Annotated in this window: 23 protein-coding genes; 10 read left to right on the forward strand and 13 right to left on the reverse strand. The window is 46.0% G+C overall.

Features of this window, described 5'->3' with window-relative positions; translation table 11 throughout:
* Positions 1 to 15: 15 nt before the first annotated feature.
* Together ampE and ampD are read right to left on the reverse strand one after the other, a co-directional pair.
* Positions 16 to 870 carry a beta-lactamase regulator AmpE gene (gene ampE, locus CSK29544_RS00760; RefSeq protein WP_007897139.1) on the reverse strand — a complete coding sequence of 285 codons (855 nt, stop codon included), beginning with the start codon at positions 868 to 870 and terminating at the stop codon, positions 16 to 18.
* Entirely contained in the window at positions 867 to 1430 is a 564-nt protein-coding gene (gene ampD / locus CSK29544_RS00765; RefSeq protein WP_007897140.1) for a 1,6-anhydro-N-acetylmuramyl-L-alanine amidase AmpD, read from the reverse strand. The genes ampE and ampD overlap by 4 nt, the downstream gene beginning before the upstream one ends.
* A gap of 87 nt (positions 1431 to 1517) precedes the next feature.
* Between ampD and nadC the strand changes: the two genes are divergently transcribed.
* From nadC to CSK29544_RS00780, 4 genes are all read left to right on the forward strand, one after another.
* Positions 1518 to 2408, forward strand: coding sequence for a carboxylating nicotinate-nucleotide diphosphorylase (gene nadC / locus CSK29544_RS00770; protein ID WP_007897141.1), 891 nt, complete (start codon positions 1518 to 1520; stop codon positions 2406 to 2408).
* A 252-nt stretch (positions 2409 to 2660) separates the two neighbouring features.
* Positions 2661 to 2744: a prepilin-type N-terminal cleavage/methylation domain-containing protein gene (locus tag CSK29544_RS25130; protein WP_071844236.1), complete on the forward strand. Its 84-nt coding sequence runs from the start codon at positions 2661 to 2663 to the stop codon at positions 2742 to 2744.
* Between the two features lie 343 nt (positions 2745 to 3087).
* Complete coding sequence (locus CSK29544_RS00775; protein WP_007897149.1) at positions 3088 to 4365, forward strand: hypothetical protein; 1278 nt, start codon at positions 3088 to 3090, stop codon at positions 4363 to 4365.
* 5 nt (positions 4366 to 4370) lie between these two features.
* Positions 4371 to 5468, forward strand: a complete 1098-nt coding sequence (locus CSK29544_RS00780) for a hypothetical protein (protein ID WP_007897150.1) — start codon at positions 4371 to 4373, stop codon at positions 5466 to 5468.
* 156 nt (positions 5469 to 5624) lie between these two features.
* On the opposite strand, the gene CSK29544_RS00785 is transcribed toward CSK29544_RS00780, so the two are convergent.
* The 8 genes from CSK29544_RS00785 to CSK29544_RS00820 form a co-directional block, all read right to left on the reverse strand.
* Positions 5625 to 6322 (reverse strand): IS1-like element IS1B family transposase gene (locus CSK29544_RS00785; protein WP_095033700.1). Its coding sequence is split into 2 segments (ribosomal slippage): positions 5625 to 6073 and positions 6073 to 6322, totalling 699 coding nucleotides; the frame shifts between segments, so codons are not numbered across the junction.
* A gap of 60 nt (positions 6323 to 6382) precedes the next feature.
* Positions 6383 to 6940: a recombinase family protein gene (locus tag CSK29544_RS00790; protein ID WP_029039528.1), complete on the reverse strand. Its 558-nt coding sequence runs from the start codon at positions 6938 to 6940 to the stop codon at positions 6383 to 6385.
* A 234-nt stretch (positions 6941 to 7174) separates the two neighbouring features.
* Positions 7175 to 7852 (reverse strand): SLATT domain-containing protein, encoded by a 678-nt coding sequence (locus CSK29544_RS00795; protein WP_052367201.1) that lies wholly within the window; start codon positions 7850 to 7852, stop codon positions 7175 to 7177.
* 474 nt (positions 7853 to 8326) lie between these two features.
* Positions 8327 to 9202 carry a hypothetical protein gene (locus tag CSK29544_RS00800; RefSeq protein ID WP_029039526.1) on the reverse strand — a complete coding sequence of 292 codons (876 nt, stop codon included), beginning with the start codon at positions 9200 to 9202 and terminating at the stop codon, positions 8327 to 8329.
* 290 nt (positions 9203 to 9492) lie between these two features.
* Positions 9493 to 9849, reverse strand: a complete 357-nt coding sequence (locus CSK29544_RS00805; protein ID WP_029039525.1) for a hypothetical protein — start codon at positions 9847 to 9849, stop codon at positions 9493 to 9495.
* 11 nt (positions 9850 to 9860) lie between these two features.
* Positions 9861 to 10640 (reverse strand): hypothetical protein, encoded by a 780-nt coding sequence (locus CSK29544_RS22180; protein WP_071844237.1) that lies wholly within the window; start codon positions 10638 to 10640, stop codon positions 9861 to 9863.
* Positions 10641 to 11618: 978 nt separating this feature from the next.
* Positions 11619 to 13064 carry a DEAD/DEAH box helicase family protein gene (locus CSK29544_RS00815; protein WP_007892858.1) on the reverse strand — a complete coding sequence of 482 codons (1446 nt, stop codon included), beginning with the start codon at positions 13062 to 13064 and terminating at the stop codon, positions 11619 to 11621.
* 142 nt (positions 13065 to 13206) lie between these two features.
* A complete protein-coding gene (locus tag CSK29544_RS00820) occupies positions 13207 to 14763 on the reverse strand; it encodes a recombinase family protein (RefSeq protein WP_007892860.1) in 1557 nt (518 codons plus the stop codon).
* Between the two features lie 41 nt (positions 14764 to 14804).
* Here CSK29544_RS00820 and ppdD point away from each other — a divergent pair, with 41 nt between their 5' ends.
* The 3 genes from ppdD to hofC are packed head-to-tail and all read left to right on the forward strand — an operon-like array spanning position 14805 to position 17792.
* Positions 14805 to 15203 (forward strand): prepilin peptidase-dependent pilin, encoded by a 399-nt coding sequence (gene ppdD, locus CSK29544_RS00825; protein ID WP_007892861.1) that lies wholly within the window; start codon positions 14805 to 14807, stop codon positions 15201 to 15203.
* A gap of 14 nt (positions 15204 to 15217) precedes the next feature.
* Complete coding sequence (gene gspE, locus CSK29544_RS00830; protein WP_007892862.1) at positions 15218 to 16600, forward strand: type II secretion system protein GspE; 1383 nt, start codon at positions 15218 to 15220, stop codon at positions 16598 to 16600.
* On the forward strand, positions 16593 to 17792 hold the full coding sequence (hofC, locus tag CSK29544_RS00835) for a protein transport protein HofC (protein ID WP_007892863.1): 1200 nt from the start codon (positions 16593 to 16595) through the stop codon (positions 17790 to 17792). The genes gspE and hofC overlap by 8 nt, the downstream gene beginning before the upstream one ends.
* 39 nt (positions 17793 to 17831) lie before the next feature.
* Here hofC and CSK29544_RS00840 read toward each other — a convergent pair whose 3' ends face one another.
* Complete coding sequence (locus CSK29544_RS00840) at positions 17832 to 18875, reverse strand: GMP reductase (protein ID WP_007892866.1); 1044 nt, start codon at positions 18873 to 18875, stop codon at positions 17832 to 17834.
* Positions 18876 to 19138: 263 nt separating this feature from the next.
* Here CSK29544_RS00840 and coaE point away from each other — a divergent pair, with 263 nt between their 5' ends.
* Genes coaE through yacG form a run of 3 tightly spaced genes read left to right on the forward strand, consistent with a single transcriptional unit; the run spans position 19139 to position 20712 of the window.
* Positions 19139 to 19759: a dephospho-CoA kinase gene (gene coaE, locus CSK29544_RS00845; protein ID WP_007892867.1), complete on the forward strand. Its 621-nt coding sequence runs from the start codon at positions 19139 to 19141 to the stop codon at positions 19757 to 19759.
* Positions 19759 to 20502 carry a cell division protein ZapD gene (zapD, locus tag CSK29544_RS00850; RefSeq protein WP_004388387.1) on the forward strand — a complete coding sequence of 248 codons (744 nt, stop codon included), beginning with the start codon at positions 19759 to 19761 and terminating at the stop codon, positions 20500 to 20502. Before coaE ends, zapD begins: the two co-directional genes overlap by 1 nt.
* Positions 20503 to 20511: 9 nt before the next feature.
* Positions 20512 to 20712 (forward strand): DNA gyrase inhibitor YacG, encoded by a 201-nt coding sequence (gene yacG, locus CSK29544_RS00855; RefSeq protein ID WP_007892869.1) that lies wholly within the window; start codon positions 20512 to 20514, stop codon positions 20710 to 20712.
* Here yacG and mutT read toward each other — a convergent pair.
* Together mutT and secA are read right to left on the reverse strand one after the other, a co-directional pair.
* Positions 20709 to 21101 carry an 8-oxo-dGTP diphosphatase MutT gene (mutT, locus tag CSK29544_RS00860; protein ID WP_007892871.1) on the reverse strand — a complete coding sequence of 131 codons (393 nt, stop codon included), beginning with the start codon at positions 21099 to 21101 and terminating at the stop codon, positions 20709 to 20711. The two genes, yacG and mutT, sit on opposite strands and share 4 nt — an antisense overlap.
* Before the next feature lie 60 nt (positions 21102 to 21161).
* Positions 21162 to 23867: a preprotein translocase subunit SecA gene (gene secA, locus CSK29544_RS00865; RefSeq protein ID WP_004388390.1), complete on the reverse strand. Its 2706-nt coding sequence runs from the start codon at positions 23865 to 23867 to the stop codon at positions 21162 to 21164.
* Positions 23868 to 23906 lie beyond the last annotated feature (39 nt).

The following is a 23906-nucleotide window of genomic DNA, read 5'->3' on the forward strand; positions in this document are numbered from 1 at the left end:
TCTTCAGCGGCACGCTCACATGAGCGTGCCGTAAATCGTTAACAACGCCACCACCACCACAATTACCAGCGTCGCTTTCTTCGCCATCGACACCGCCGCCCTCGGCGTTGCTACCTTATCCACGTGTGGCTCACGCGCCAGCGCAAACTGCGCCAGGCCCGTTAATACCTGATACTGCGAGGTATAGCGATCGAGCAGTGAGGCAAACCACGCAGGCAGCGCTTTCTCACCATGCCCGACGAGCGCATACACCACGCCCGCAAGACGCACCGGCACCCAGTCCAGCACATGCAATATGGCGTCGATGCCCGAAAGCAATCGCTGGTGCGGGGTGTGATGACGGGCAACCCAGCTCTGCCAGGCACGTAAGAAAGCATAACCCGTCAGCGTCACCGGCCCCCACATACCGCCCACCACAAACCAGAACATCGGTGCCAGATAAAAGCGGTAGTTAATCCACAACAGACCGTTTTGCAGTTCGCGCAAATACTCACGCTCATCGCAACCCGGCGGCACGCCGTGAATAAGCGTCAGCTCATACGCCATGTTTTCGCGCGCGTGGCTGTCATCCTGGCTCGCCGCTTTAAGGTAAGCATGATAGTGCCTGCGCACCCCGCCCGCCCCGATACACAGCACGCCGATTAAGATCCAGAAGATCAGCAGCGGCACATTAAAGAACCAGCCTTCCAGCGCGTTCAGGCACAGAAAGACCACCAACATTGCCAGCACTGCCATACCGAGCGTAAAGAACAGCGAAAAGTGGCGCACGCGGCGAAACAGCGGCTCAAGGCGATGATCCAGTTGCCAGTGCTCGCCCAGTTTGAAAAGCCGTTCGGCGATAAGCACCAGCAGCAGGGTGAAAAGCGTCATCTCATCTCCTTATCAGACGGGTCGGCCACCAGCGCGCGAAAGCGCGGCCAGTCAAAAGCCGGACCGGGATCGGTTTTACGTTCAGGCGCGATATCGCTGTGGCCGGTCATATGACTTTTCATCGCCGGGTAAAGGCTTATCAGCGTGCGCGTCACGGCGGCCAGTTGCCGGTACTGCGCATCGGTGTAGGGCTCTGTGTCCGTTCCTTCAAGCTCAATGCCAATAGAAAAGTCGTTGCAGCGCTCGCGCCCCTCGTAGCAGGATACGCCAGCGTGCCAGGCGCGTTTATTAAAAGGCACATACTGCACAATTTCACCATCGCGACGAATCAGGCAGTGCGCCGAAACGCGCAGGTGGGCGATGCCTGCGAAATAAGGGTGCGCCTGAGGGTCAAGCGTACCGGCGAACAGCGCATCGATCCACGGGCCACCGAACTCGCCCGGCGGCAGGCTGATGTTATGCACCACCAGCAACGAAGGCGCTTCATCCTCAGGCCGGCAGTCATGATGCGGCGAGGGCGCGTGCCGGGCATCCACCAGCCAGCCATCTTTCACCTGCATGTGCAATTCTCCTTTCTGTGGTACTCAAACTCGCTTCAGAGTAGCATGTTTCATTCTTTTGATTAGCCACCAATCTGGAGTTATATCATGCCACCTCGCCGTTACAATCCGGACCATCGACGTGACGCGCTACTGGAACGAATCGCCCTGGATATCCCCTTTACCGTCGCTCAGGCTCTGCGTGAAGATCTTGGCGGCGAGACCGATGCCAGCCGCGATATTACCGCGCAGTTGTTACCGCCAGACAGTCGCTCGCATGCGGTCGTCATTACGCGCGAGGCGGGCGTATTCTGCGGTAAGCGTTGGGTTGATGAGGTGTTTATCCAGCTTGGCGGCGATGTCCGCGTCACGTGGCACGTAAAAGATGGTGACGACGTGCAGCCCGATCAGCCGCTTTTTGAGCTTGAAGGCGCCTCCCGCGTTCTGCTGACGGGCGAACGCACCGCGCTGAATTTCGTCCAGACGCTTTCCGGTGTGGCTACCGAAGTGCGCCGCTATGTGGCGCTGCTGGAAGGTACGCGCACACAACTGCTCGACACCCGTAAAACCATACCGGGCCTGCGCAGCGCGCTGAAATACGCGGTACTGTGCGGCGGCGGCGCTAACCATCGTCTTGGGCTTTCTGATGCCTTTCTTATCAAAGAAAACCATATTATCGCTTCCGGCTCGGTGCGCCAGGCGGTTGAGAAAGCGTTCTGGCTGCACCCTGACGTGCCGGTAGAAGTCGAGGTGGAATCGCTTGATGAGCTGGACGCCGCGCTGAAAGCCGGTGCCGATATCATCATGCTCGACAACTTTACCGTCGATCAGATGCGTGAAGCGGTAAAACGTACTGCGGGCCAGGCACGGCTGGAAGTTTCCGGCAACGTCACGCTGGAAACGCTGCGCGAATTCGCAGAAACCGGCGTGGATTTCATCTCTGTGGGTGCATTGACTAAACATATTCGCGCGCTCGACCTCTCCATGCGTTTTCGCTGACTCATACCGGGCAGGTTTTCGCCTGCCCTCTCCTTTTCTTGCCGTTATCTTCCTGTGTCCTCTCTTTTTTGTCTCCGTGTTTTTTCAACACTCTGTTGTTTATTAAACAATTTGCGAGACGTTACGCAACCGCGTTGCAGTTTCATGCAACAACATAATTTTCTTCTGAAGACAGATTCCTGAATCGGTTTCTTTGTCTGGAGCAGCCTTTTACGGCCTGCCAGAGTGGCGTCACCCAAACAAGGAGGAACCATGAACAGACAGGGCGGCTTTACACTCATTGAACTGATGGTGGTAATTAACAGTAAATTACTGTACAAATACCGCATCTGTTAATTCATCTCTCGCCCACAATGCCATAATCCATAAGATATTGATTTTAATATATAATGATATCAAAAGGATTTGATCAATCTTAACCATCACTTCCTATTTTTAGACCCCCTTCTACTATATTTCTCGTCAGTAGAGATCTAATGGCATCTTTTCGCCTATGTACTAATAAAGTATCCTTTGCTTTCGCCAAAATGGTGGTAATCATCTTCAGAACATAGTAAAAATGCTATTGATTTCTATATAGTTCTACCTCTCCTTTAGTTTTTATTAAGATGGCAGTTTCAAATCAGGAACACACAGGTATCATGTACTAACAGCTATAAAACTTAATCAGGTGCTAACCATGGACTCGAAATCTCTTGTTGAACTTTCCCATGACATACAATCTGGACTAGGAAACATTGACGTTCCAGATTTTGATAACATCAAAACTATCGGAATGGCATCAATACTAGCAATGCATATACGAGGATTGGGAGAAATTGATTATGAAGTTTTAAGGAAAGTCAGTGACTTTTTTTTCAACATACCTTCATATGCTTTAAAAAGCGTATTGGAAGTACTGGCTGAGATAGAATATGTAGATTTAATAACGAAAGACAAAAGAATATTGTCAGTAATTCCAAACGTTCCTCGATTCAAAGATCTCTATCAAGGTGTTGGTGATTATTTCACATTTAGCGATCTCAACGAACATGAGCAAGGCACATTGATAATATTATCTAATCTTCAAAACAAACCCGAAAACAGAGACAAACTAATTCATTCTACAGGCATCGACAATACTCTTTTTTCTCGTTGTTTAGAGATTGGTGAAAAAGGTAATTACTTTAGAAATTATAGAGCTAGAGGAAAAAACATCATAGCTAGCCCATTTTATTTTGCCGATAATTTAGAGTCACTTGTCGATATTTCAGCCAAAATTGGTTCAAATGATATTGATGCTGTTTTAAAAATTATAAAAGATAATCAGGGATGGCCTCTCTCACTGATCGAATCACAATTAGAAATCGGTGGAAAAAAGCTAACAAAAGTACAAAAAGAACTTTTAATTGGTTTTTGCCAAGAGGGTGTACTCAAACCCCCTTCAATTGATTTCGGAAACCAAAAACAAGAAACATTCATATTCACACCGAGGCCCGGAAATATAAAATTGAATGCAGCTAACAGAGAGATTTATGAACGAGCAATGGCGTTAGTTTCTTGTGTTAGGAAAGGACAATTACTGCACGACAAATATAGAATAAGGCTTCCAGTTAGAATATTGGAATCATTAAAAGAAAAAGGTTATCTTAATCAAAATTCAGAAGCTGCATCCCAGTATAGGAATCTGGTGTTTTTAAAAGTTGGAATGCTAAAAGCTAAGGATCATAACAAGTGGGAATTTCATTTAATAAAAACAGAAGAAAATATTGAAGCATTAGATTTAGCAATAAGTCTCTTAAAAACAGGAGAACTTGCAAATTTAGAAGTTGATCAAAATGCAAAAATAGCATTAACTCAAGATGAAAAATACATTCAATCTATCATTAGCTCCGCAGAACTTAGAACTAGAGACAAGATAAAACAAAGCGAGGAAGCAAAAGAACAATTTGAACAACTGATTTTCGAAATGGAGTAATGGTAATGGCTAACTTAGATAAAGACCTAGGTTTGAAGCAAGACGCTATAAGGTTTTGCTTGATAAATGGTTACTTGCCATTTTTAGAAGTTAACGTTGAAAACTATAGGGAACTTTCTGATACATCTACAATTATAACAGATGTAGATGTTTTAGGGGTTGCTTTTGATATAACTGGAAAAACCAGAAAGATAATTTTCGATTGTAAAACCCTTAAAAATACCAGCCCTATTAATAGAGCGTTTTGGGCTTCCGGTGTTATGAATTTTTTAGGCTATGATGAAGCATTCATCATATTAAGAAAGAAAGCAAGTGAGGCCCATAGACTTTCCGCAAAAACAATTAATGTCCACCTTTTTGATGAAGATCAAATGAAAGGATATGCACAATCATTTTCGATGAATTTCAATATTGATTTAAGCTACTCTACGGATATTAATAATTGGATAAGTATACAGGAAGTATATAAAACAGATAAAACCATCCAAAAATATGGCGAATTTTTAGCAAGTTCGGTTCCTACAGAAAATGATCCAGCGAAGAATTTGAGAAGATTTATTGCTGCTTTACAAAAAGTGAAGAATGAACTAGACCCTCAAAAAAATAAACACAGAGCAATTTACTTGCATAGCTTAATGACATTCTCATATATTATGGCATGCTTAGTACAGCAACTAAGAGGGTTAATTGATTTTGATTATAATCAGAATGAATTTACAAGACTTCTCAAATATTATATCTGGGGAGGGAAAGATAGCTTTATATTAAGACATAAGATGAGAGAACTAATCTCATCTAATGACAGTTCGATTCAAAATATAGAGCCAGAGTTAAGGAATTGGGATGACTTTATTGAACTCACAAGGAGTCTACTTGACTCTCCTAATGATATAATTAAATGTTGCCATGTGTTACGTGAATTTAGTTTTTCAGAACTATCCATGCATGACATTAAAAAGGATGAGCAACTATCCACTCTAATTTCAGATAATTCAAGAATTCGTCAATTTATAATGATAATGGCTAGATACTTGACCAATTCGATGAAAATGCCAAAAGATTTCATTAACGACCTGGTATCAATATTTGATAGATTGAGATAAAAAGAAGAGCAGGCTCGAATTAAATTTCGTGCCTGCTCACCATATAAACAAATGATATTAATGCATTCAACCAGATAATATTTAATTCAAGGCAGTAATGATTTCCTTAATAACAATTACCCTTTCTGAATCCAATCTCAGGGTAATGACTCCAACTTATTGATAGTGTTTTATGTTCAGATAATGCCCGATGACTTTGTCATGCAGCTCCACCGATTTTGAGAACGACAGCGACTTCCGTCCCAGCCGTGCCAGGTGCTGCCTCAGATTCAGGTTATGCCGCTCAATTCGCTGCGTATATCGCTTGCTGATTACGTGCAGCTTTCCCTTCAGGCGGGATTCATACAGCGGCCAGCCATCCGTCATCCATATCACCACGTCAAAGGGTGACAGCAGGCTCATAAGACGCCCCAGCGTCGCCATAGTGCGTTCACCGAATACGTGCGCAACAACCGTCTTCCGGAGCCTGTCATACGCGTAAAACAGCCAGCGCTGGCGCGATTTAGCCCCGACGTATCCCCACTGTTCGTCCATTTCCGCGCAGACGATGACGTCACTGCCCGGCTGTATGCGCGAGGTTACCGACTGCGGCCTGAGTTTTTTAAATGGCGGAAAATCGTGTTGAGGCCAACGCCCATAATGCGGGCGGTTGCCCGGCATCCAACGCCATTCATGGCCATATCAATGATTTTCTGGTGCGTACCGGGTTGAGAAGCGGTGTAAGTGAACTGCAGTTGCCATGTTTTACGGCAGTGAGAGCAGAGATAGCGCTGATGTCCGGCGGTGCTTTTGCCGTTACGCACCACCCCGTCAGTAGCTGAACAGGAGGGACAGCTGATAGAAACAGAAGCCACTGGAGCACCTCAAAAACACCATCATACACTAAATCAGTAAGTTGGCAGCATCACCCAATCTCAGGAGGCATTCATTTCTTTCTTCACGCGAAACACTGTAGCCCTGCCACAATCGCACAGCTTTGCGATCTCGTCTGGTGTGTTTTTTCCGGCTTTTAACATATCGATAATCTTGCTGTGTAGTTCTTTGTTCTTTTGCTTGCCCTTGTACTTCTTAGCTTCTTTGGCAATAGCGATCCCCTCGTTGCGGCGTGATGCGATCATGCCACGCTCAAATTCCGCTACTGCCCCCATCATAGTCAGGATCAGGCGTGATTGTGGGGAGTTGTCGAAGCTCATCGAGTTTGCGAGGAATTGAACAGTAATCCCGCGATCAACGAGATTATCAATCATCACCAACAAATCGCGGGTATTACGTGCGAGGCGATCAATGGAATGGGTAACGAGGGTGTCCCCTTCGCGGAGGTGAGAAAGCATGTTCAACAGTTCAGGTCTTTCGCTGGTGGATTTCCCTGACTCTTTCTCTGTAACAATTTTGTCACAAATAGGTTCCAGTACTGCCAACTGACGCTCAAGATTCTGATCCTTCGTTGAGACTCTCGCATAACCAAAAATCATTTTCCTACCCTCACTACTGATCAGTATCATTTAAATTATCTCAATGATACAGTATCATTTATATCCCTTCAACATTTAAATGATACGAAGTGAGACAGGAAAACCGAGTATCGTTGGGGAGTACTCAAAAGAGATTTTGCACTGCTCATTTTTTAATCTCAAATAGCAAATTACATTTTTCACTTTGCCTTAAAGATACGATGTAATTAGTGTATGGCATACATTGATAATGAACTAATTAAAATATGATGTAAAAATACTTGTCATTCCCATAATATCTGAAATGAAAAGTACTTCGCATACAATCAAAAACGTTGGAATGATATATGGGAAAAATCTAATAGCATAACCTTTAACAAATTTCCAAAGCCTAACAATTCCAGTTATATTAAAATCATTACGGGATTCTAAAGTTGCAAAGAGATAGTCGACCCGCTTGTGATTTTCACAGCTACAAGTAACCTTATTATACATCTTGTGGTACTTGTTTAAATCAACCACAGCCACCTCCGATTCAGGTTCAAAAATTTCTGCTCTAAGCCTCCTGATAAGCTCTTTTATTTTAACACCACATTCATCAAGTAATGCTGCTCTTAGTTCATATTTTGAAGTTGCAATAACCACAGAATAAACAAGAACTGAAACAGCTAAGAATATTTGAATTACAGTTAAAGCATTGGAGCTATAATGCATCTCCCTGCCTGTTATTTGGAATAAAGGAATAAAAATCAACCCAAGGGATAGGATTGTAGTTGTAAAAAAAGAATAGAAACTAATATTTTTTAACGACTCAGCCCTATTGAAGCGACATCTTGATGTCACACGCATACTGTTAAGTAATTTTATTTTAGGATCTTGAATTTCCCTTTCTACCGGATTTAAAGATAAAAACCAAAAAAACATTTTTTTCATAGCCACCTCTATTTTCTGAGAAAACTTTTTAGTAAACATAATTGTTATCAATGAAAAGAAGTTAAAGTGTATACAAAACCACAAAGAAAAACATATTAAATTTCATCTTTTGTCAGGAATATCAAATTTTTACTAACATGTACTTACACAAAAAAATTGCCACCTACGATTCAACAAACAATTCTTATAGATGGGAAAGATTTTATAGTTCCCGAGACAATGAAAATATTATAACGAGGCCTGAGTTTTTTAGTCAATTCAGGTTTAGTAAAAAGCTCAGTACTGAGAGCTGAGTACACTGCATTTGGTCGGCGGGGTTGAACCTGACCATACGAACGAGATTTCAAATCGTGCAGAAAAAAACTGACTGTACTTTTATCTCAGTAAACGATCCCTTTAACTTTTGAACCAGAAAAAGGGATGACTAATTTTATATTATTTTATGCTCTTAAGGCAGGTAACCATAGCTACTTTTCAAATATTAAGCTCTTTTGATAATCCATTAGCCTTAACATTCTCAATATCTTCTTCGGATGGATGAAAGAATGGTTCAATCCCAAACAGTTTTTTTTCTCTAAGTAAAGATGAAAATTTATTCATTTCTATAAGAAATTCACTGGGTTTAGTAGAAATTCGATGTATAGGTGGTTTTTCCCCTTTTAAAACACTATGTACTGCTTCAGGTATGCTAGGATAATGTTCAATACCATGAACTATATACTTTTGACAAAACCACGCCAATCTATCGTTAGTGCAATTGTTATATTCTTTTCTATCTTCATCAACGCATAGAATATTAAATGCTATAAAAACCTCCTTATGTATTTCTTGTGGATTAAAAAGTATTCCTCTACTTTTATCTTTAAAAGGATGTGCGACCCAACGATCTCTAATAGAAATAATCCCAGAATCCTTTATCCGTTTACATAGACTATTAATATAACCAAAGTCAGATTTGAATTCTGGTGACATAGATATATCTTTCATATTAAACTTAATGAGTTCATAAAAGATATTAAAATTCAGTATGACACTATTTACAAAAGGCTCATTGAAAGCAATAAAGGCTTTTTTTTCATCATCAGCATTCTGGAAAGCATTTGGATAATTACCTATCATATATCTAAAGCTCAGATATGAACTTCCAATATTAAACAATGAATTGTAAACTCTATCAATGCCTATTTTTTTGTTCAAGAAACGCTCAACATTTTCATTGAAATAATTTTTAGAAATATTAAAATCAGTATTACCATACTTTGACTTAAGGTAATTATCTTGAGGGAACGTATAAAATTTTATAAGAAGGAAAAGTATCTCTTTCTGATTCAATGATAAATTATCAAACATAACAAATCCCTCGTGGAATTAACAATAATAAAATCTATCATAGTACATAAAAACCTAACCAATTCGGTGTTGTGACCGTCTATAGTATATCATTATAGTTTCAGTATACAAATAATCTGTATGGTATATACGTTGAGTATGCCCAAGTTTAGAAAAAAATAATCTTAATCAAAAATTAGACACTTTTCCAATTTCACTACTATCAATTTAAATTTTAAAGGATAATGTACCCATACTCATATTCATCACTTGAATACAGGCCGATTACACGGCCTTATTTGTAACATTAATCATTGAGAACGATCCAGTACCATATATGTGGGTTGGCACATGCTGCCACGCTCCTGTAACCAGTAGTAATCCAAATCGGCAACTCGAACATTCAGACCTGAATCAACACGGTTGATCTGTAGCCGTAGCCCTACAGTATCCTTGTACGATAAACCAGATTTAACATTGTATTTGTACTTAACCCCGTTTTCTTCTTCAAATGACTTGAGATAAGGGGTGATTTGCTTCTGAATTTCTTTCAAACAAATAACTTCATTGCCAACAATAAAGGGTTTTTCTATTTTTCCGTCTGGTACTGCCGCTATTGAAGAGACAGAAACACAAAATAGCATGGCTGCGATAGAAGTTTTTTTCATTTTAATATTCCTTATTGAAGGTTAGTACTTAATACTTCACCAGTATCAGCATTGTATGTGCAGGAGTATTGTATATTTTTAAACGCACCGAAACCGTTTTGAGCCTGTGCTCGATGCCCGTAAAGAGTAACTAATCTCCTGTTTTTATCGTACCAACTTAGAGAGGAAAATTTTGGTTCTGTAATTCCATCAGTCCACTTAAATTCGTACTTAGCAGAATCCTCGACAGCTTTTTCACATACATAATCTCCTCGTTCATGTTTCGATATATAGCATTCTGGATTGTCACTACGCATGCATTCAATCTCTTGTTCTTTTGCCTTTTGTTCTTTCTCTGCTGCAAGAGCTGCATCCTGAGCGGCTTTGGCTTCAGCTTTAGATTTCTGCTCTGCCAAATACTTTGCGTAATCAGTAGCATTGGTAATGTTATTTTCACGGGCGTGAGAAAAATCTCTACCGTCTTTAAAACCAAGTTTTTGTGCTCTCGCTTCATCGCTTGAAGAACGGGCTGCACCTGCCGCGATAACAAGTCCGATGATCAATACTGGCACTGTATAATTGTTCACGATTTTATAGGGTAAGTACTTCGCTTTGAGCGTACCAGACCCCAAAACAGCCCAACCTATAGCGATAACACATGCCACCAATTGGCACAATCCAGCGGCTGTAAGCATTACGACCGACGAGAAGCCAGTACCGGCTGCGAAAAGATCACCAAATTTCTCCATTGACGCAAGGAATAAAAATACGCCCCAAATTCCATAGATTCCTATTTTTAAAAACTTATTCACTGTAATTTTCCTTTAAAAATTTTCCAAGTCAGATAGTTCATTCCATTTATATAATCGGCAATAATTCGTTTGCCTTTAGGTATCTCTCTCAAAAAGAAATCCCCCAATTATTAGTTGTACAACTCTCACTGCTTTATCACTCCCGTTAGCTTCTTTCAGGCCAAAAGTACGGACTGAAACCATCCGTTTTCAAGCTCTCAAGAGTAACACGTACACCCATCATTGATCGATATTAACGATCAATAATTAGATAATTGATCGTTCTAATCTATCAAAATCTATTAATTCAATACAAATCAATAGGTAAAAACGATCAAGGGGATTCGTAGAACATGAAAAAGGCTATGTGTCTGATTTCAATACGGGGAGGACTGTCGATTCCATTACGTAAACGCTCTTAAAGAGTCGCTACGGCGTTCTATGCGTTTTTGTGCGTTCAGGTATGTCAGTGATGAACAACGCGTTCAGGGGCTTCCTGTGCATTTTGTCGGGAACACCATCATGGAAAGGGATTGATCGGATCGGGTTCGCTTCTCTCAGAGCAGTACTTATAGGGCTTTTCCAGTAACTGTAACGGCAGATCCCCCACTAAGTACAAAAAGGAATTTTTTGTATAATAAGTAATTAAATAACAATCGGTTATGTACTTAGTGACAGAACTAAAAACGCGATTGGTTCGCTCTGCCAGTGACTGAAAGGAACGCAGCAGTAGAACCGAATCCAGCGAACAGTACACGCAAAGCGGGTGCTGTTTAAATGTTTTATTTGTATAAACAATGGGATAGCTATCAAGTACTCACTACGTGAGCACTCTCACTAACTACCCGAAACAGTTCGCTTGCTTCGCCGCTCCTGCTTTCAGGTAGTTAATTCGCATTCGCTCTTTGTGATGTCGGAAATTAATTACCTATTGATTTATAAGGTATTATTTTTCGGACATTTGCTGTATATGATGGTGTTCCCGACAGGGAAGCAGAGCTATTTCTGTTTCTTTTTTGCTGCTTTTTCGTACTTCTCGTACATGGCTGCCCTTTCCTCAGTACTGAGATCTTCGTTAGTAGCATTGGCAAGAAACGCCCTGAACGCTTCTAACTCAAGCCCTGGATTGTTGTCTTTCCAGCGTCTGAAACGCGTTGCTTTAGTGTCATCAAGAGTGAAACGCTTTTCCTTGTTCATTGAGCCTTGTGGCCTGCCTCTCTGCCCTTGTTCATCATCATCAATACCGAGATCTATGTACTCAATATTGTCTGTGAGTGATCTGGCTTGCCATTCATCAAAAACATAGACTATCTGCGTTTCAGCACTGTCAAAATTCCTCGAAATCCCTCGTAGTACGAACTGGTGTAGACTTTCGTACTCCCTTGCAACGTGTATCGCTTCGCCGTCAATCTTAAAGAACAATTCACACTGTTTAGCTTCTGTTTCAGAGGGACGCATACAAGCCAACCAAACGCACGTGAGCAAGTGTTGGTACTGGTTAAATCCTCTGGCATCCGGGCTTATCTCTGTGCCGTTCTTGAGGCTCTGAGAATCGCTTTTGTTCTTCGTCCAGTAGAAGTCCTGTCCCTCAAGTTTTTCATCAATAAATGAGTATATTCTTTGTAATTTATCAGGGTTGTTAGTTTTCCATGTCCTTGATAGTTTATGATTTTTTGAGAAGTAATAAACCTTTAATCTGTCTTTGAGATCTGTTTTTCGTGTTAATAATCCGCTAAGGGGAGTACTTTCAAAGAGTTCTTTATTGCCTTTATAGATCAATGACTTTTCAAAATTAGCACCGAGAAAGGTAATTGATACGTCTTTGTACTTATTGAGATCTTTCCATGCGGTAATATTAAGCTGTTCCTTTTCGATATCGGTAAAGTACTCATTATTCATTATAAAAAGATCATTATCATTCAATACTGAAAGTTGATTTAAAATGTTCTTTACTATATCCCCCTTTACGTCTGGGTTTCTTTCAGCCGCAATATACATATTTTTGTCATCTAAAATTTGCACTTTATGGATTAAAACATTGCGGATAACATTTTTTATTTCTGGACTACCTTCATTGATATTTTGAAAAGAGTGAAAATTAGTCACATCGTCAATATAAACATTCCAGTTAGATAACAATTCACGAGGTATTTTGAAAAACGTTTTATCTGTTATGATTAATGTTTTATTACTTCCAGATGAAAGAAATTCAATGACTGAACTAATAACACTTTCATCTTTTGGTACTGTATCCGTAATAATATACTCACAGTTATTGATTTGTTTTGCTGTCTGCTTAATAAGTTCTTGAGTGTTCTGTACTAAAATATATTTTTCAGTACTTTCGCTTTCGTTAATTATTTTACATATTGCACGGGTCTTACCCGAACCACACTCAGCAGATATGTACTTAAACTTGTTATAAATAGGTGTAGGATTAATCATTTGCACACGCTCCATATTGATTAATTTAGAAAGGCCGATTCGTTCCAGTGAGTCGGCCTTTCGTCGTTTTAGTTATTAGTATTTAGAGTATACATTATCAAGCTTAAATCCCAAACTATAATGAATACACTCAGAAAGGGAATTAGTTCCTAATTAGATGTTCAACTTTTTTTAAGTCATCATTCTGAACACCCATGTACAGTACCTCACCACTTTTGCTATTAATTACGATAGCTTGTTTTTCATTAATGGCAATATAATTAACAACCAAAAATATTGTATCGCTATATCTTTTTATAATTATACTTTTGATTACACGTTTAACCTTGATGTTAAAGTCGAGTCTTAAATCCACATTCAACGGATCACGCAATTCCTCTGAATATTTTTTCAACTCGTCGAATGTACTGACATTCACATTCAAACGTTTTAGATTAGATATTTCAGATTCAATTTCTCCAATTTTCTTCTGTAGATTTTTCAATATCCTTCTGTCATTAGGATCGGGTATATCCTCTTTCTCGATATCTTGCAATATCTCATCTCTGTATTTTATGTGCGTTAACAATTCAATTGAGAGATGATTTACTCTAATCTGAACTTCAGACTCATTCGCATTCAATGACGAGAAATCAAAATTCCTGATATGTTGCAATAATGCATTTTCGAAAAGCTTGTATTTGAATCCACGTTCCTGACATCTATCAATCTTAACAAGACTGCCGCCACAACGAAAGTATGACTCACCACTTGGTTCAACACTGTTAACCTGAACATATCTACCACATTCCATGCATATACATAATCCAGCAAATAAGTTATTTGCCTTGCGATGTATTTTCCCAACAGGATTACGCTGTTTCCGTAGTTGGTCAACGATATGAAATAGTGATAAATCTACAACTACTGGATATATAACAAGACCACTCAGTTTTTTCCTACCAGTTGAATTAAACTTTCCAATCAATCGCTCATCTTTTATTATCTTGTTTAAGTGAGCAATAGTTGGTTCACTATCATTGATTAACATATTCCTTTCTTTTAATACATCGCGTATTGCGGCAGGACCGAAACCATCAGCATACATCTGGAATATAAGATTGTACTTTTCCTTCTCCCCTTCTTTGATTACATATCCATTGTCTTTTACTTCCAACCACGATGGGACTCGATTAGTCAGTACTGCTTTACCATCGATCGCGTTTTTAATTCGTTCATCCCAATTCTTGATACTCAATCGGGCTTTACGTTTACTCTCGTTATGAGCACGTTGTAACCCACCTGTAATGATACTGAGGTCACTACTGGAATGATGTATTGTTTCAGTTTCGACTTCATGGATATCACATCCGGCAGTAATCAAATTGAGGAATAGATTAGCGGCTTTAATTGGTTCTGCTCGACTAAATCGGTCAAGATTCTCGATAACTAAAACCGCATTGATAATCTTACGCTCCAATACATCATCAATGAATGATTTCAGCACTGAACCATCTTCTATGTTCTTACCGCTATACGCCGAGATACCTTCTGCGTACAACCAGTTAACCGATCCTAACTCGTATCCTCGATTATGTAGAGAATCATCGTATGCAGCAACGTAATCTCGCAGCATTGTTTGCTGTCTTGGCATGCCATAACCATCTTTAGCCTGCCCTCGCGAACTGACACGAGCATAGCAATACACCGTTTTTTGCATTCTATTTTACCAAAACCTATGACAGTAAAATTCAGTATATCATGGTGGTGATAGGCATCATCGCCATACTTAGCGCCATTGGCGTACCGGCATATCAGAATTACCTGCGCAAAGCAGCGCTGACGGACATGCTGCAAACCGTTATCCCTTATCGCACTGCTATTGAGCTGTGCGCTATAGATCGCGGTGGGCTTAGCAGCTGTGATGCAGGCGCAAACGGCATTCCGGCCCCTAAAACCACCCGTTATGTGAGCGAAATGACTATCGCACAAGGCGTGATAAGCGCTACCGGGCAGGATAGCCTTAACGGCTTATCGGTGACGCTCACACCGCAGTGGAACACCACTAACGGTATGGAAGGCTGGAAGCGAACCTGTGATACCAGCGATACCGCATTGAAGCAGGCCTGCGAAGACGTCTTTCGCAGCTCGTTACCTTAAGCGAGGACGCTGCAATGCCAATCGATTACCTGCATACGTTATGCCAGCGCTATAACGCTCTGGTACTGGATATCGATGACGCCACGGTGCATATCGCCGTGGCGGGCGAACCCAGTAATGAGCTGATGGATGCGCTACGTTTTTCCACGCACCGGCATATTGATATTGAATGCTGGAGCCCTGAACGGCTGGAAAAAGAACGGCAACTGGCGGCAGAGCCGTTACGCCAGACAGCTCAGGAGGAAACCGCTTCTGTGGTGGAGCTGGTTAACCAGACGCTGCAACAGGCGCTACAGCGGCGCGCTTCCGATATCCACTTTGAGCCTGCCGAAGCGCACTACCAGGTAAGATTTCGTATCGACGGCGTTTTACATCCATTGCCGCCGCTACCTGCAACGCTTGCTGATGCGCTGACGGCGCGTCTGAAAGTGCTGGGTAATCTTGACATTGCGGAGCGCAGGCTCCCGCAAGACGGACAATTCAGCATCGAGCTTGGCGGGCGAACAGTCTCTTTTCGCATCTCTACCCTGCTTTGCCGCTGTGGCGAAAAGGTGGTTTTGCGTCTGTTACAGCAAACGGAACAACCACTGGAAGTCCAGGCACTGGGGCTGTCGCAGGCGCAGCAGACACTTTTTTGTCAGGCGTTACAGCGCCCTCAAGGGTTAATCCTGGTGACTGGCCCGACAGGGAGCGGTAAAACCGTCACGTTGTACACTGCGCTCAATACACTTAATGCACCACAGGTAAATATCTGTAGCGTGGAGGACCCCGTCGAAATTCCTGTAACGGGCCTGAACCAGACGCCGGTGCTGCCGAAGGCCGGACTGACTTTTCAGGCGGTGCTACGGGCGTTGCTCAGGCAAGATCCTGACGTAATCATGATTGGCGAGATTCGCGATCTCGAAACTGCTGAAATCGCGGTTAAAGCGGCGCAGACCGGGCATCTGGTGCTCTCCACGCTTCACACTAACTCTACAACCGAAACCCTGGTGCGGCTTGAACAGATGGGTTTGCCGCGCTGGATGCTGGCCTCCGCACTTGAGCTGGTCATCGCACAACGGCTGGTGAGGAAGCTTTGCCCTTACTGCCGCGTCTTTTCACAGGAACCAGTGACGCTCCCGGCTTCACTCTGGCCGCGCCCGATTCATTCCTATAAAGCCTGTGGGTGCGAGCGCTGTTACGGCGGTTATTACGGGCGTATCGCGCTTTTCGAGCTGCTCAGCATTAATGCCGCGCTGCGCCAGACTATCGCCAGCGGCGCGCCGCCTGAAGAGATCGCTTTACAAGCGCGGGCGCAGGGCATGACCACTCTGTTTGAGCATGGGTTACAGGCTGTCGAAGCGGGGCTGACGACGCCTGAAGAGCTTTATCGCGTTTCGGGTATGCCGCATGGATAACTTGTTATGGCGTTGGCGCGGCGTTAATAAAGAAGGCGCAAGCTGCGAAGGCATGGTCTGGGCGTCAGATAAAATCAACGCATCGCTGCAGCTGATGGATGACGAGGTGCAACCTTTCATGCTTAAGCGCGCCAGCATAAACCCACGCCACTGGGGCAGCGAACATAAAATTCTGGCAATCCGCCAACTGGCGGCCCTGCTCCAGGCAGGCGTCAGCCTGACGCAAGGGTTAATGATGCTGGCAAGCCAGCATCCCATCGCACAGTGGCGCGCACTTCTTGGGGAACTTGCGAAACAGCTCGGTCGAGGCGTCGCCTTTTCAGAAACCTTGCGCCAGTGGCCGGCGGTTTTTCCGCCACTCTATATCCTGCTTATGCGCACCGGTGAACTGACCGGAAAGCTTGACGTATGCTGCCGGCAGCTGGCGCAACAGCAGGAAGATCAGCAAAAACTGCGTAAGCAGGTCATTAAAGCGCTGCGCTATCCGGCATTTATTTTTACCGTCGCGTTGTTGCTGACACTCGGGATGACCTGCTTTGTTCTCCCGCAGTTTACGGCTATCTACCGCTCCTTCAATACGCCGCTGCCGCTGGTGACGCGCGCTGTTATCGCATTGTCTGAAGCTTTGATACAGCACGCCGCCTTGTGGCTCAGTGTTCTGGTGATTACGCCTGCGGTCATTATCAGGCTTCGCCGCAGACCACAATGGCAGCTACGTGAGGCCGCATGGCTGCTGAAGATGCCGCTTTTTGGCGCGCTGATTCGCGGCCAGCAGTTAAGCCAGATCTATACGGTCCTGTCACTCATGCAGCGCGCCGGTATTCCGTTACTGCAAAGCCTGGGAAATGTGGAAGAGACTCTGGCATCGCCTTTGTGGCAACAGGCTGTCGGGCGCGTTAAAGCCAGCATCGCCGGTGGCCTGCCGTTCTGGAAGGCTCTGGAACAGGAATCCGTTTTTACCGCCCTGTGTATTCAACTGGTTCGCACTGGCGAAGAAACCGGCTCGCTGGATCTGATGCTGGAGAAACTTGCCGAATGGCATCTCGGTCAAACGTCTGAGCGCGCACAAACGCTGGCGGCCACGCTGGAGCCGCTCATGATGATGGTTATCGGGTTAATCGTCGGTACGCTGGTGGTGGCGATGTATCTGCCGATATTCCGGCTCGGGGATGCGATGAGTGGAATGAATTAATGCTGGCGCAAGAAGTGCGCCAGCATAATGTTCAGCCCCTCAGAGACTGTTGAATACGCGGTTTTCCTGCTCCAGCACACGAATAAACGTGGTGCGCTTGGTCAGTTCTTTCAGACGAGAGGCACCGACATAGGTACAGGCAGAACGCAGGCCGCCCAGGATGTCGCGCGCGGTGTTTTCTACTGGCCCACGCAGAGGTAGTTTAACCGTTTTGCCTTCTGCAGCACGATACTGCGCTACACCGCCAACGTGACGATTCATGGCGGACTCAGAGCTCATACCGTAAAAGAGCATGAATTTTTCACCGTTCTGCTCAACGACCGTACCACCGCTTTCGTCATGACCGGCCAGCATTCCGCCCAGCATGACAAAATCTGCGCCGCCGCCGAAGGCCTTGGCCACATCGCCTGGTACAGTGCAGCCACCATCGCTGATGATCTGGCCGCCGAGGCCGTGTGCAGCATCTGCACATTCGATTACCGCAGAAAGCTGCGGATAACCCACACCGGTTTTTACGCGTGTGGTGCAGACAGACCCCGGACCAATACCGACTTTAACGATATCGGCACCCGCGAGGATCAGTTCTTCGCACATTTCACCGGTGACGACGTTACCGGCGATAATCGCTTTATCAGGCCAGGCGGCACGTGCTTTAGCAACGAACTGCACGAAATGCTCTGAATAGCCGTTCGCAACGTCAATACAGATAAACTTTAAGGACGCAGAAAGCGCGAGGATTTCCTTGGTTTTTTCAAAATCAGCATCGGAAGTGCCCGTAGATACCATAACGTGCTTCAGCACATCCGGAGAAACGGCCTCAATAAACCCTGCCCAGTCCTGAACGCTGTAATGTTTATGCACCGCCGTCAGGATATCGAAACCGGCCAGCGCCTGCGCCATTGCGAAAGTCCCGACGGTATCCATATTGGCAGCGATGATCGGAACACCGGACCATTGAACGCGGGAATGTTTAAAAGTGAACTGGCGCTCAAGTTCAACGTCAGAGCGGCTTTTGAGAGTGGAGCGTTTCGGGCGGATAAGAACGTCTTTAAAACCTAACTTCAAATCTTCTTCAATACGCATGTGCGATTCCTGGTTAATGGCGATGAGCACAGAACATGTGCGGCGGGACAACAGCCAACTCCAGTGACGTTATCATACGCACTAATAATGGCGCCGCAAGACTGCGAAAGCGCGCTTTTTTACGCTACAATCCTATAAATTTACCTTGCGCACGAGGTCGATAAGCGAGCCCGCTAGTGACGTTAATTCGTTCTGCGCAACTATTTGAATAGACTGTTTTTTATATTATCACGCATACTTCAACACTTTGGGATGACGGCTTTATGGTTTATACGGTAGCACTGACGGGCGGTATCGGAAGCGGCAAAAGTACAGTCGCTGACACCTTTGCCCGTCTCGGTGTTACCGTTGTTGATGCCGACATCATCGCACGCCAGGTGGTGGCGCCTGGTACGCCCGGATTACAGGCCATTATTGCGCGTTTCGGCTCGACCATTTGTCACGCCGACGGCACGCTTAATCGCCGCGCACTTCGCGAAATCATCTTCTCAAGCCCGCAGGAAAAAGCCTGGCTGAATGGCCTCCTGCACCCGCTTATTCATCAACAGACGCAGACTGAAATAGCACGCGCCACGTCGGCCTATGTGCTGTGGGTCGTTCCGCTGCTGATTGAAAACCAATTACACAGCAAAGCTAACCGTGTGCTGGTGGTGGATGTCCCCCCCGAAACACAGATACAGCGCACTATGCAGCGCGATGGGGTTTCTCGCGAGCATGCTGAGCTTATCCTCAACGCACAGGCCACACGTGAAGCCCGGTTAGCGGTCGCTGATGACGTCATAGATAATAACGGCTCGCCGGAAACGATAGAGGCTGATGTGGCGCGCCTGCATCAGCGCTATCTGCAACTGGCGGCGCAGGCCGTACCACAGGAAAATAAGTAATGCAGACTCACGTTCTTTTTGAACATCCCCTGAATGAAAAAATGCGCACCTGGCTGCGTATCGAATTTCTCATCCAGCAAATGAAAGCGCTGCTGCCTGTCAGCGATCATGCCTCTGCGCTGCACTTCTTTCGCAACGTCGGCGATTTGCTGGACGTCTTTGAGCGTGGTGATACCCGCACTGAGCTCTTAAAAGAGCTGGAACGTCAGCAGCGTAAACTGCAAAGCTGGGCAGAAGTGCCGGGGGTGGATAACGAGCGCATTGAGTCACTGCGCCACGAACTGAAAGCACGCAGCAGTATGCTGATGGCCGCCCCCCGCCTCGGGCAAACATTGCGTGAAGATCGTCTTATCGCTCTGGTGCGCCAGCGACTGAGCATTCCGGGCGGCTGTTGCAGCTTCGATTTACCACTGCTGCACGTCTGGCTCTGCTCGCCGCAGGAAGAACGTGACGTTCAGGTCAATAGCTGGCTGGCCACGCTACAACCGCTGACGTATACACTGGATATGATCCTCGATCTTATTCGCCAGTCAGCGCCGTTTCGCAAACAAACCAGCCTGAATGGGTTTTATCAGGATAACGGCGATGATGCCGACCTGCTGCGCCTGCAACTTCCGCTTCAGGAAGCGCTTTACCCACAGATTTCCGGCCACAAGAGCCGTTTTGCGATCCGCTTTATGCCGCTCGACAGCGAGCATGGCCGCGTACCGGAACGGTTCGATTTTGAACTGGCCTGCTGTTAAGGAATTATGATGTCAGACGCTACTATTGTTAACTGCCCGACCTGCGGCAAAGAAGTCATCTGGGGCGAAAAGAGTTCGTTTCGTCCTTTCTGTTCAAAACGCTGCCAGCTTATCGATCTGGGTGAATGGGCCGCTGAAGAGAAACGTATTCCCAGCAGCAGCGATCGCTCCGACACCGACGGCTGGAGCGATGAAGAAAACCAGCCTTAAGACTGCGCGCGAAGCTTAGCAATCACAGGCTCGTTGGCGGGCGGAAACGCCTGCGCATCCAGAGCCTGTTGATGCACCCAATGCCCCGGTTGCCCCTCTTTGCCCCACGGCTCTCCTTCCCAGCGTTCTACCAGGTAAAACCACAGGCTGATGTGGCGGTCCGGGAATTCATAATCCAGCGTTTCAAACAGCGTGGCGGAAGTTACGGTTATGCCGGTCTCTTCCTGAAGCTCGCGGCGAAGCGCCGCTTCAGGCGTTTCGCCCGCTTCAATTTTACCGCCAGGGAACTCCCATTTATTCGCCATATGCGCATCGGCGGCACGTTGCGTAATAAAGATTTCGCCTTTTGCGTTACGCACGATACCTACCGCAATCTGTAATTTTTTCATGCATTTCTTCCTGTAAAAAAGGCGCAGATATCTGCGCCTTTTATGTCGGTTAACAACCGGTTAGCTTAAGCGGCCGTGGCACTGCTTATACTTTTTACCGGAGCCGCACGGGCAAGGATCGTTGCGGCCGACTTTACGCTCGCCGGTCTGCTCAGCGAGTGCTGCAGCGGCAGCGGTGTCGTCGTCCTGATGGCTGAGCTGCTGCATCTGCGCCAGGCGCTCCGCCTCTTCGCGGCGCTGCTGCTCCATCGCTTCCACTTCTTCCGGCATGCGCACCTGCACTTTGCTGATGGTGCTGATTACTTCATATTTCAGCGATTCCAGCATAGCCGCAAACATGGCGAACGATTCGCGCTTATATTCCTGCTTCGGATCTTTCTGTGCATAACCGCGCAGGTGAATACCCTGACGCAGGTAGTCCATCGCCGCCAGGTGCTCTTTCCACAGGGAATCCAGGGTTTGCAGCATCACGCCTTTCTCGAAGTGACGCATCATCTCTGCGCCTACGACTTCCTCTTTACGCGCATACACTTCTTTCGCGCTTTCCAGAATACGTTCACGCAGCGTTTCTTCGTGCAGCTCTGGCTCTTTATCCAGCCACTGCGCAATCGGCAGTTCCAGATCGAAGTCGTTTTTCAGGCGCTCTTCCAGACCCGGAATATCCCACATCTCTTCCAGCGACTGCGGCGGGATATGGGCATCAATGGTCGCCTTGAAGACATCTTCACGGATGCTGTTGATGGTTTCGCTAATGTCCGCCACATCCAGCAGTTCGTTACGCTGGGTGTAGATAGCGCGACGCTGGTCATTGGCCACGTCATCATATTCCAGCAGTTGCTTACGAATATCGAAGTTGCGGCTTTCTACTTTGCGCTGCGCGTTGGCGATGGCCTTGGTCACCCACGGGTGTTCAATCGCTTCGCCCGGCTTCATGCCCAGTTTACGCATCATGTTGGCGACGCGATCCGAGGCGAAAATACGCATCAGCGCATCTTCCATGGAGAGGTAGAAACGGGAGGAACCCGGATCGCCCTGACGGCCAGAACGGCCACGCAGCTGGTTATCGATACGACGCGATTCGTGGCGCTCGGTACCGATGATGTGCAGGCCACCTGAGGCCAGCACCGCGTCGTGGCGTTTCTGCCAGTCGGCTTTAATCTGCGCGATCTGCTCTTCGCTCGGCGCTTCCAGCTCGGCGACTTCCGCCTGCCAGCTACCGCCCAGCATGATGTCGGTACCACGGCCTGCCATATTGGTGGCGATGGTAACCGCACCCGGGTAGCCCGCCTGCGCAACGATATCCGCTTCGCGGGCGTGGAATTTGGCGTTCAGGACGTTGTGTTCGATGCCTGCTTTGGTGAGCGCCTGAGAGATTACTTCAGATTTCTCGATAGAGATGGTCCCCACCAGAACCGGCTGGCCTTTGGCGGTGCGCTCTTTGATATCTTCAATAATTGCGTCGATTTTCTCGGCTTCGGTCATGTAGACCAGATCCGGCAGGTCTTTACGAATCATCGGACGGTTGGTCGGTACCACGACGGTATCGAGCTTATAGATAGAGCTGAATTCAAACGCTTCGGTATCTGCCGTACCGGTCATCCCCGCCAGTTTTTCATAGAGACGGAAATAGTTCTGGAAGGTGATAGAAGCCAGTGTCTGGTTTTCATTCTGGATCTCCACGCCCTCTTTGGCTTCCACCGCCTGATGCAGACCATCAGACCAGCGGCGACCCTGCATGGTACGACCGGTGTGTTCATCGACGATAATGACTTCGCCATCTTTGACGATGTAATCAACGTCGCGGGTAAAGAGCACGTGCGCGCGCAGCGCGGCAGTCACGTGGTGCATCAGCATGATGTTGCCCGGCGAGTAGAGCGATTCGCCTTCATCCATGATGCCTTCTTTCACCAGCAGCTCTTCAACTAACACCAGACCGCGCTCGGTCAGGTTAACCTGACGCGCTTTTTCGTCCACAGAGAAGTGGCCTTCGCCCTGGAACGTATCGGAGTCTTCTTTCTCCTGACGTACCAGATGCGGGATAATTTTGTTCACTTTCTTGTAAAGCTCGGAGCTGTCTTCGGCCGGGCCGGAGATAATCAGCGGCGTACGCGCTTCATCGATAAGAATGGAGTCAACTTCATCCACCAGCGCGTAGTGAAGCTTACGCTGCACGCGCTCCTCCGGGCTGAACGCCATATTATCGCGCAGATAGTCGAAACCATATTCGTTGTTGGTGCCGTAGGTGATATCCGCGGCGTAGGCTTCGCGTTTTGCCGGTGCCGGCATGCCGGACATGTTAACCGCAACGCTCATGCCTAAAAATTCAAATAGCGGGCGGTTGTTTTCGGCGTCACGCTGCGCCAGATAGTCGTTGACGGTGACCACGTGAACGCCTTTACCGGTCAACGCGTTCAGGTAGGCTGGCAGCGTCGCGGTCAGGGTTTTACCTTCACCGGTACGCATCTCCGCGATGCAGCGATCGTTAAGCACCATGCCGCCCAGCAGCTGAACGTCAAAGTGACGCATGCCGAAGACGCGCTTGCTTGCTTCACGCACCACCGCGAACGCTTCCGGCAGCAGGTTTTCCAGCGTTTCGCCTTTTTCCAGACGCGCGCGGAACTCTGCGGTTTTCGCTTTCAACTCTTCATCGGAGAGTTTCTCCAGCGCTGGTTCCATGCCGTTAATAAGCGCAACGACCTTACGCATACGACGTAAAGTACGATCGTTACGACTCCCAAATACCTTGGTTAACATTTTGATCAACATAATAAATTCTCTGAAGCCTCGCACAGGCAAAAAGTAAGT

Source organism: Cronobacter sakazakii, from assembly GCF_000982825.1.
Lineage (GTDB): Bacteria > Pseudomonadota > Gammaproteobacteria > Enterobacterales > Enterobacteriaceae > Cronobacter > Cronobacter sakazakii.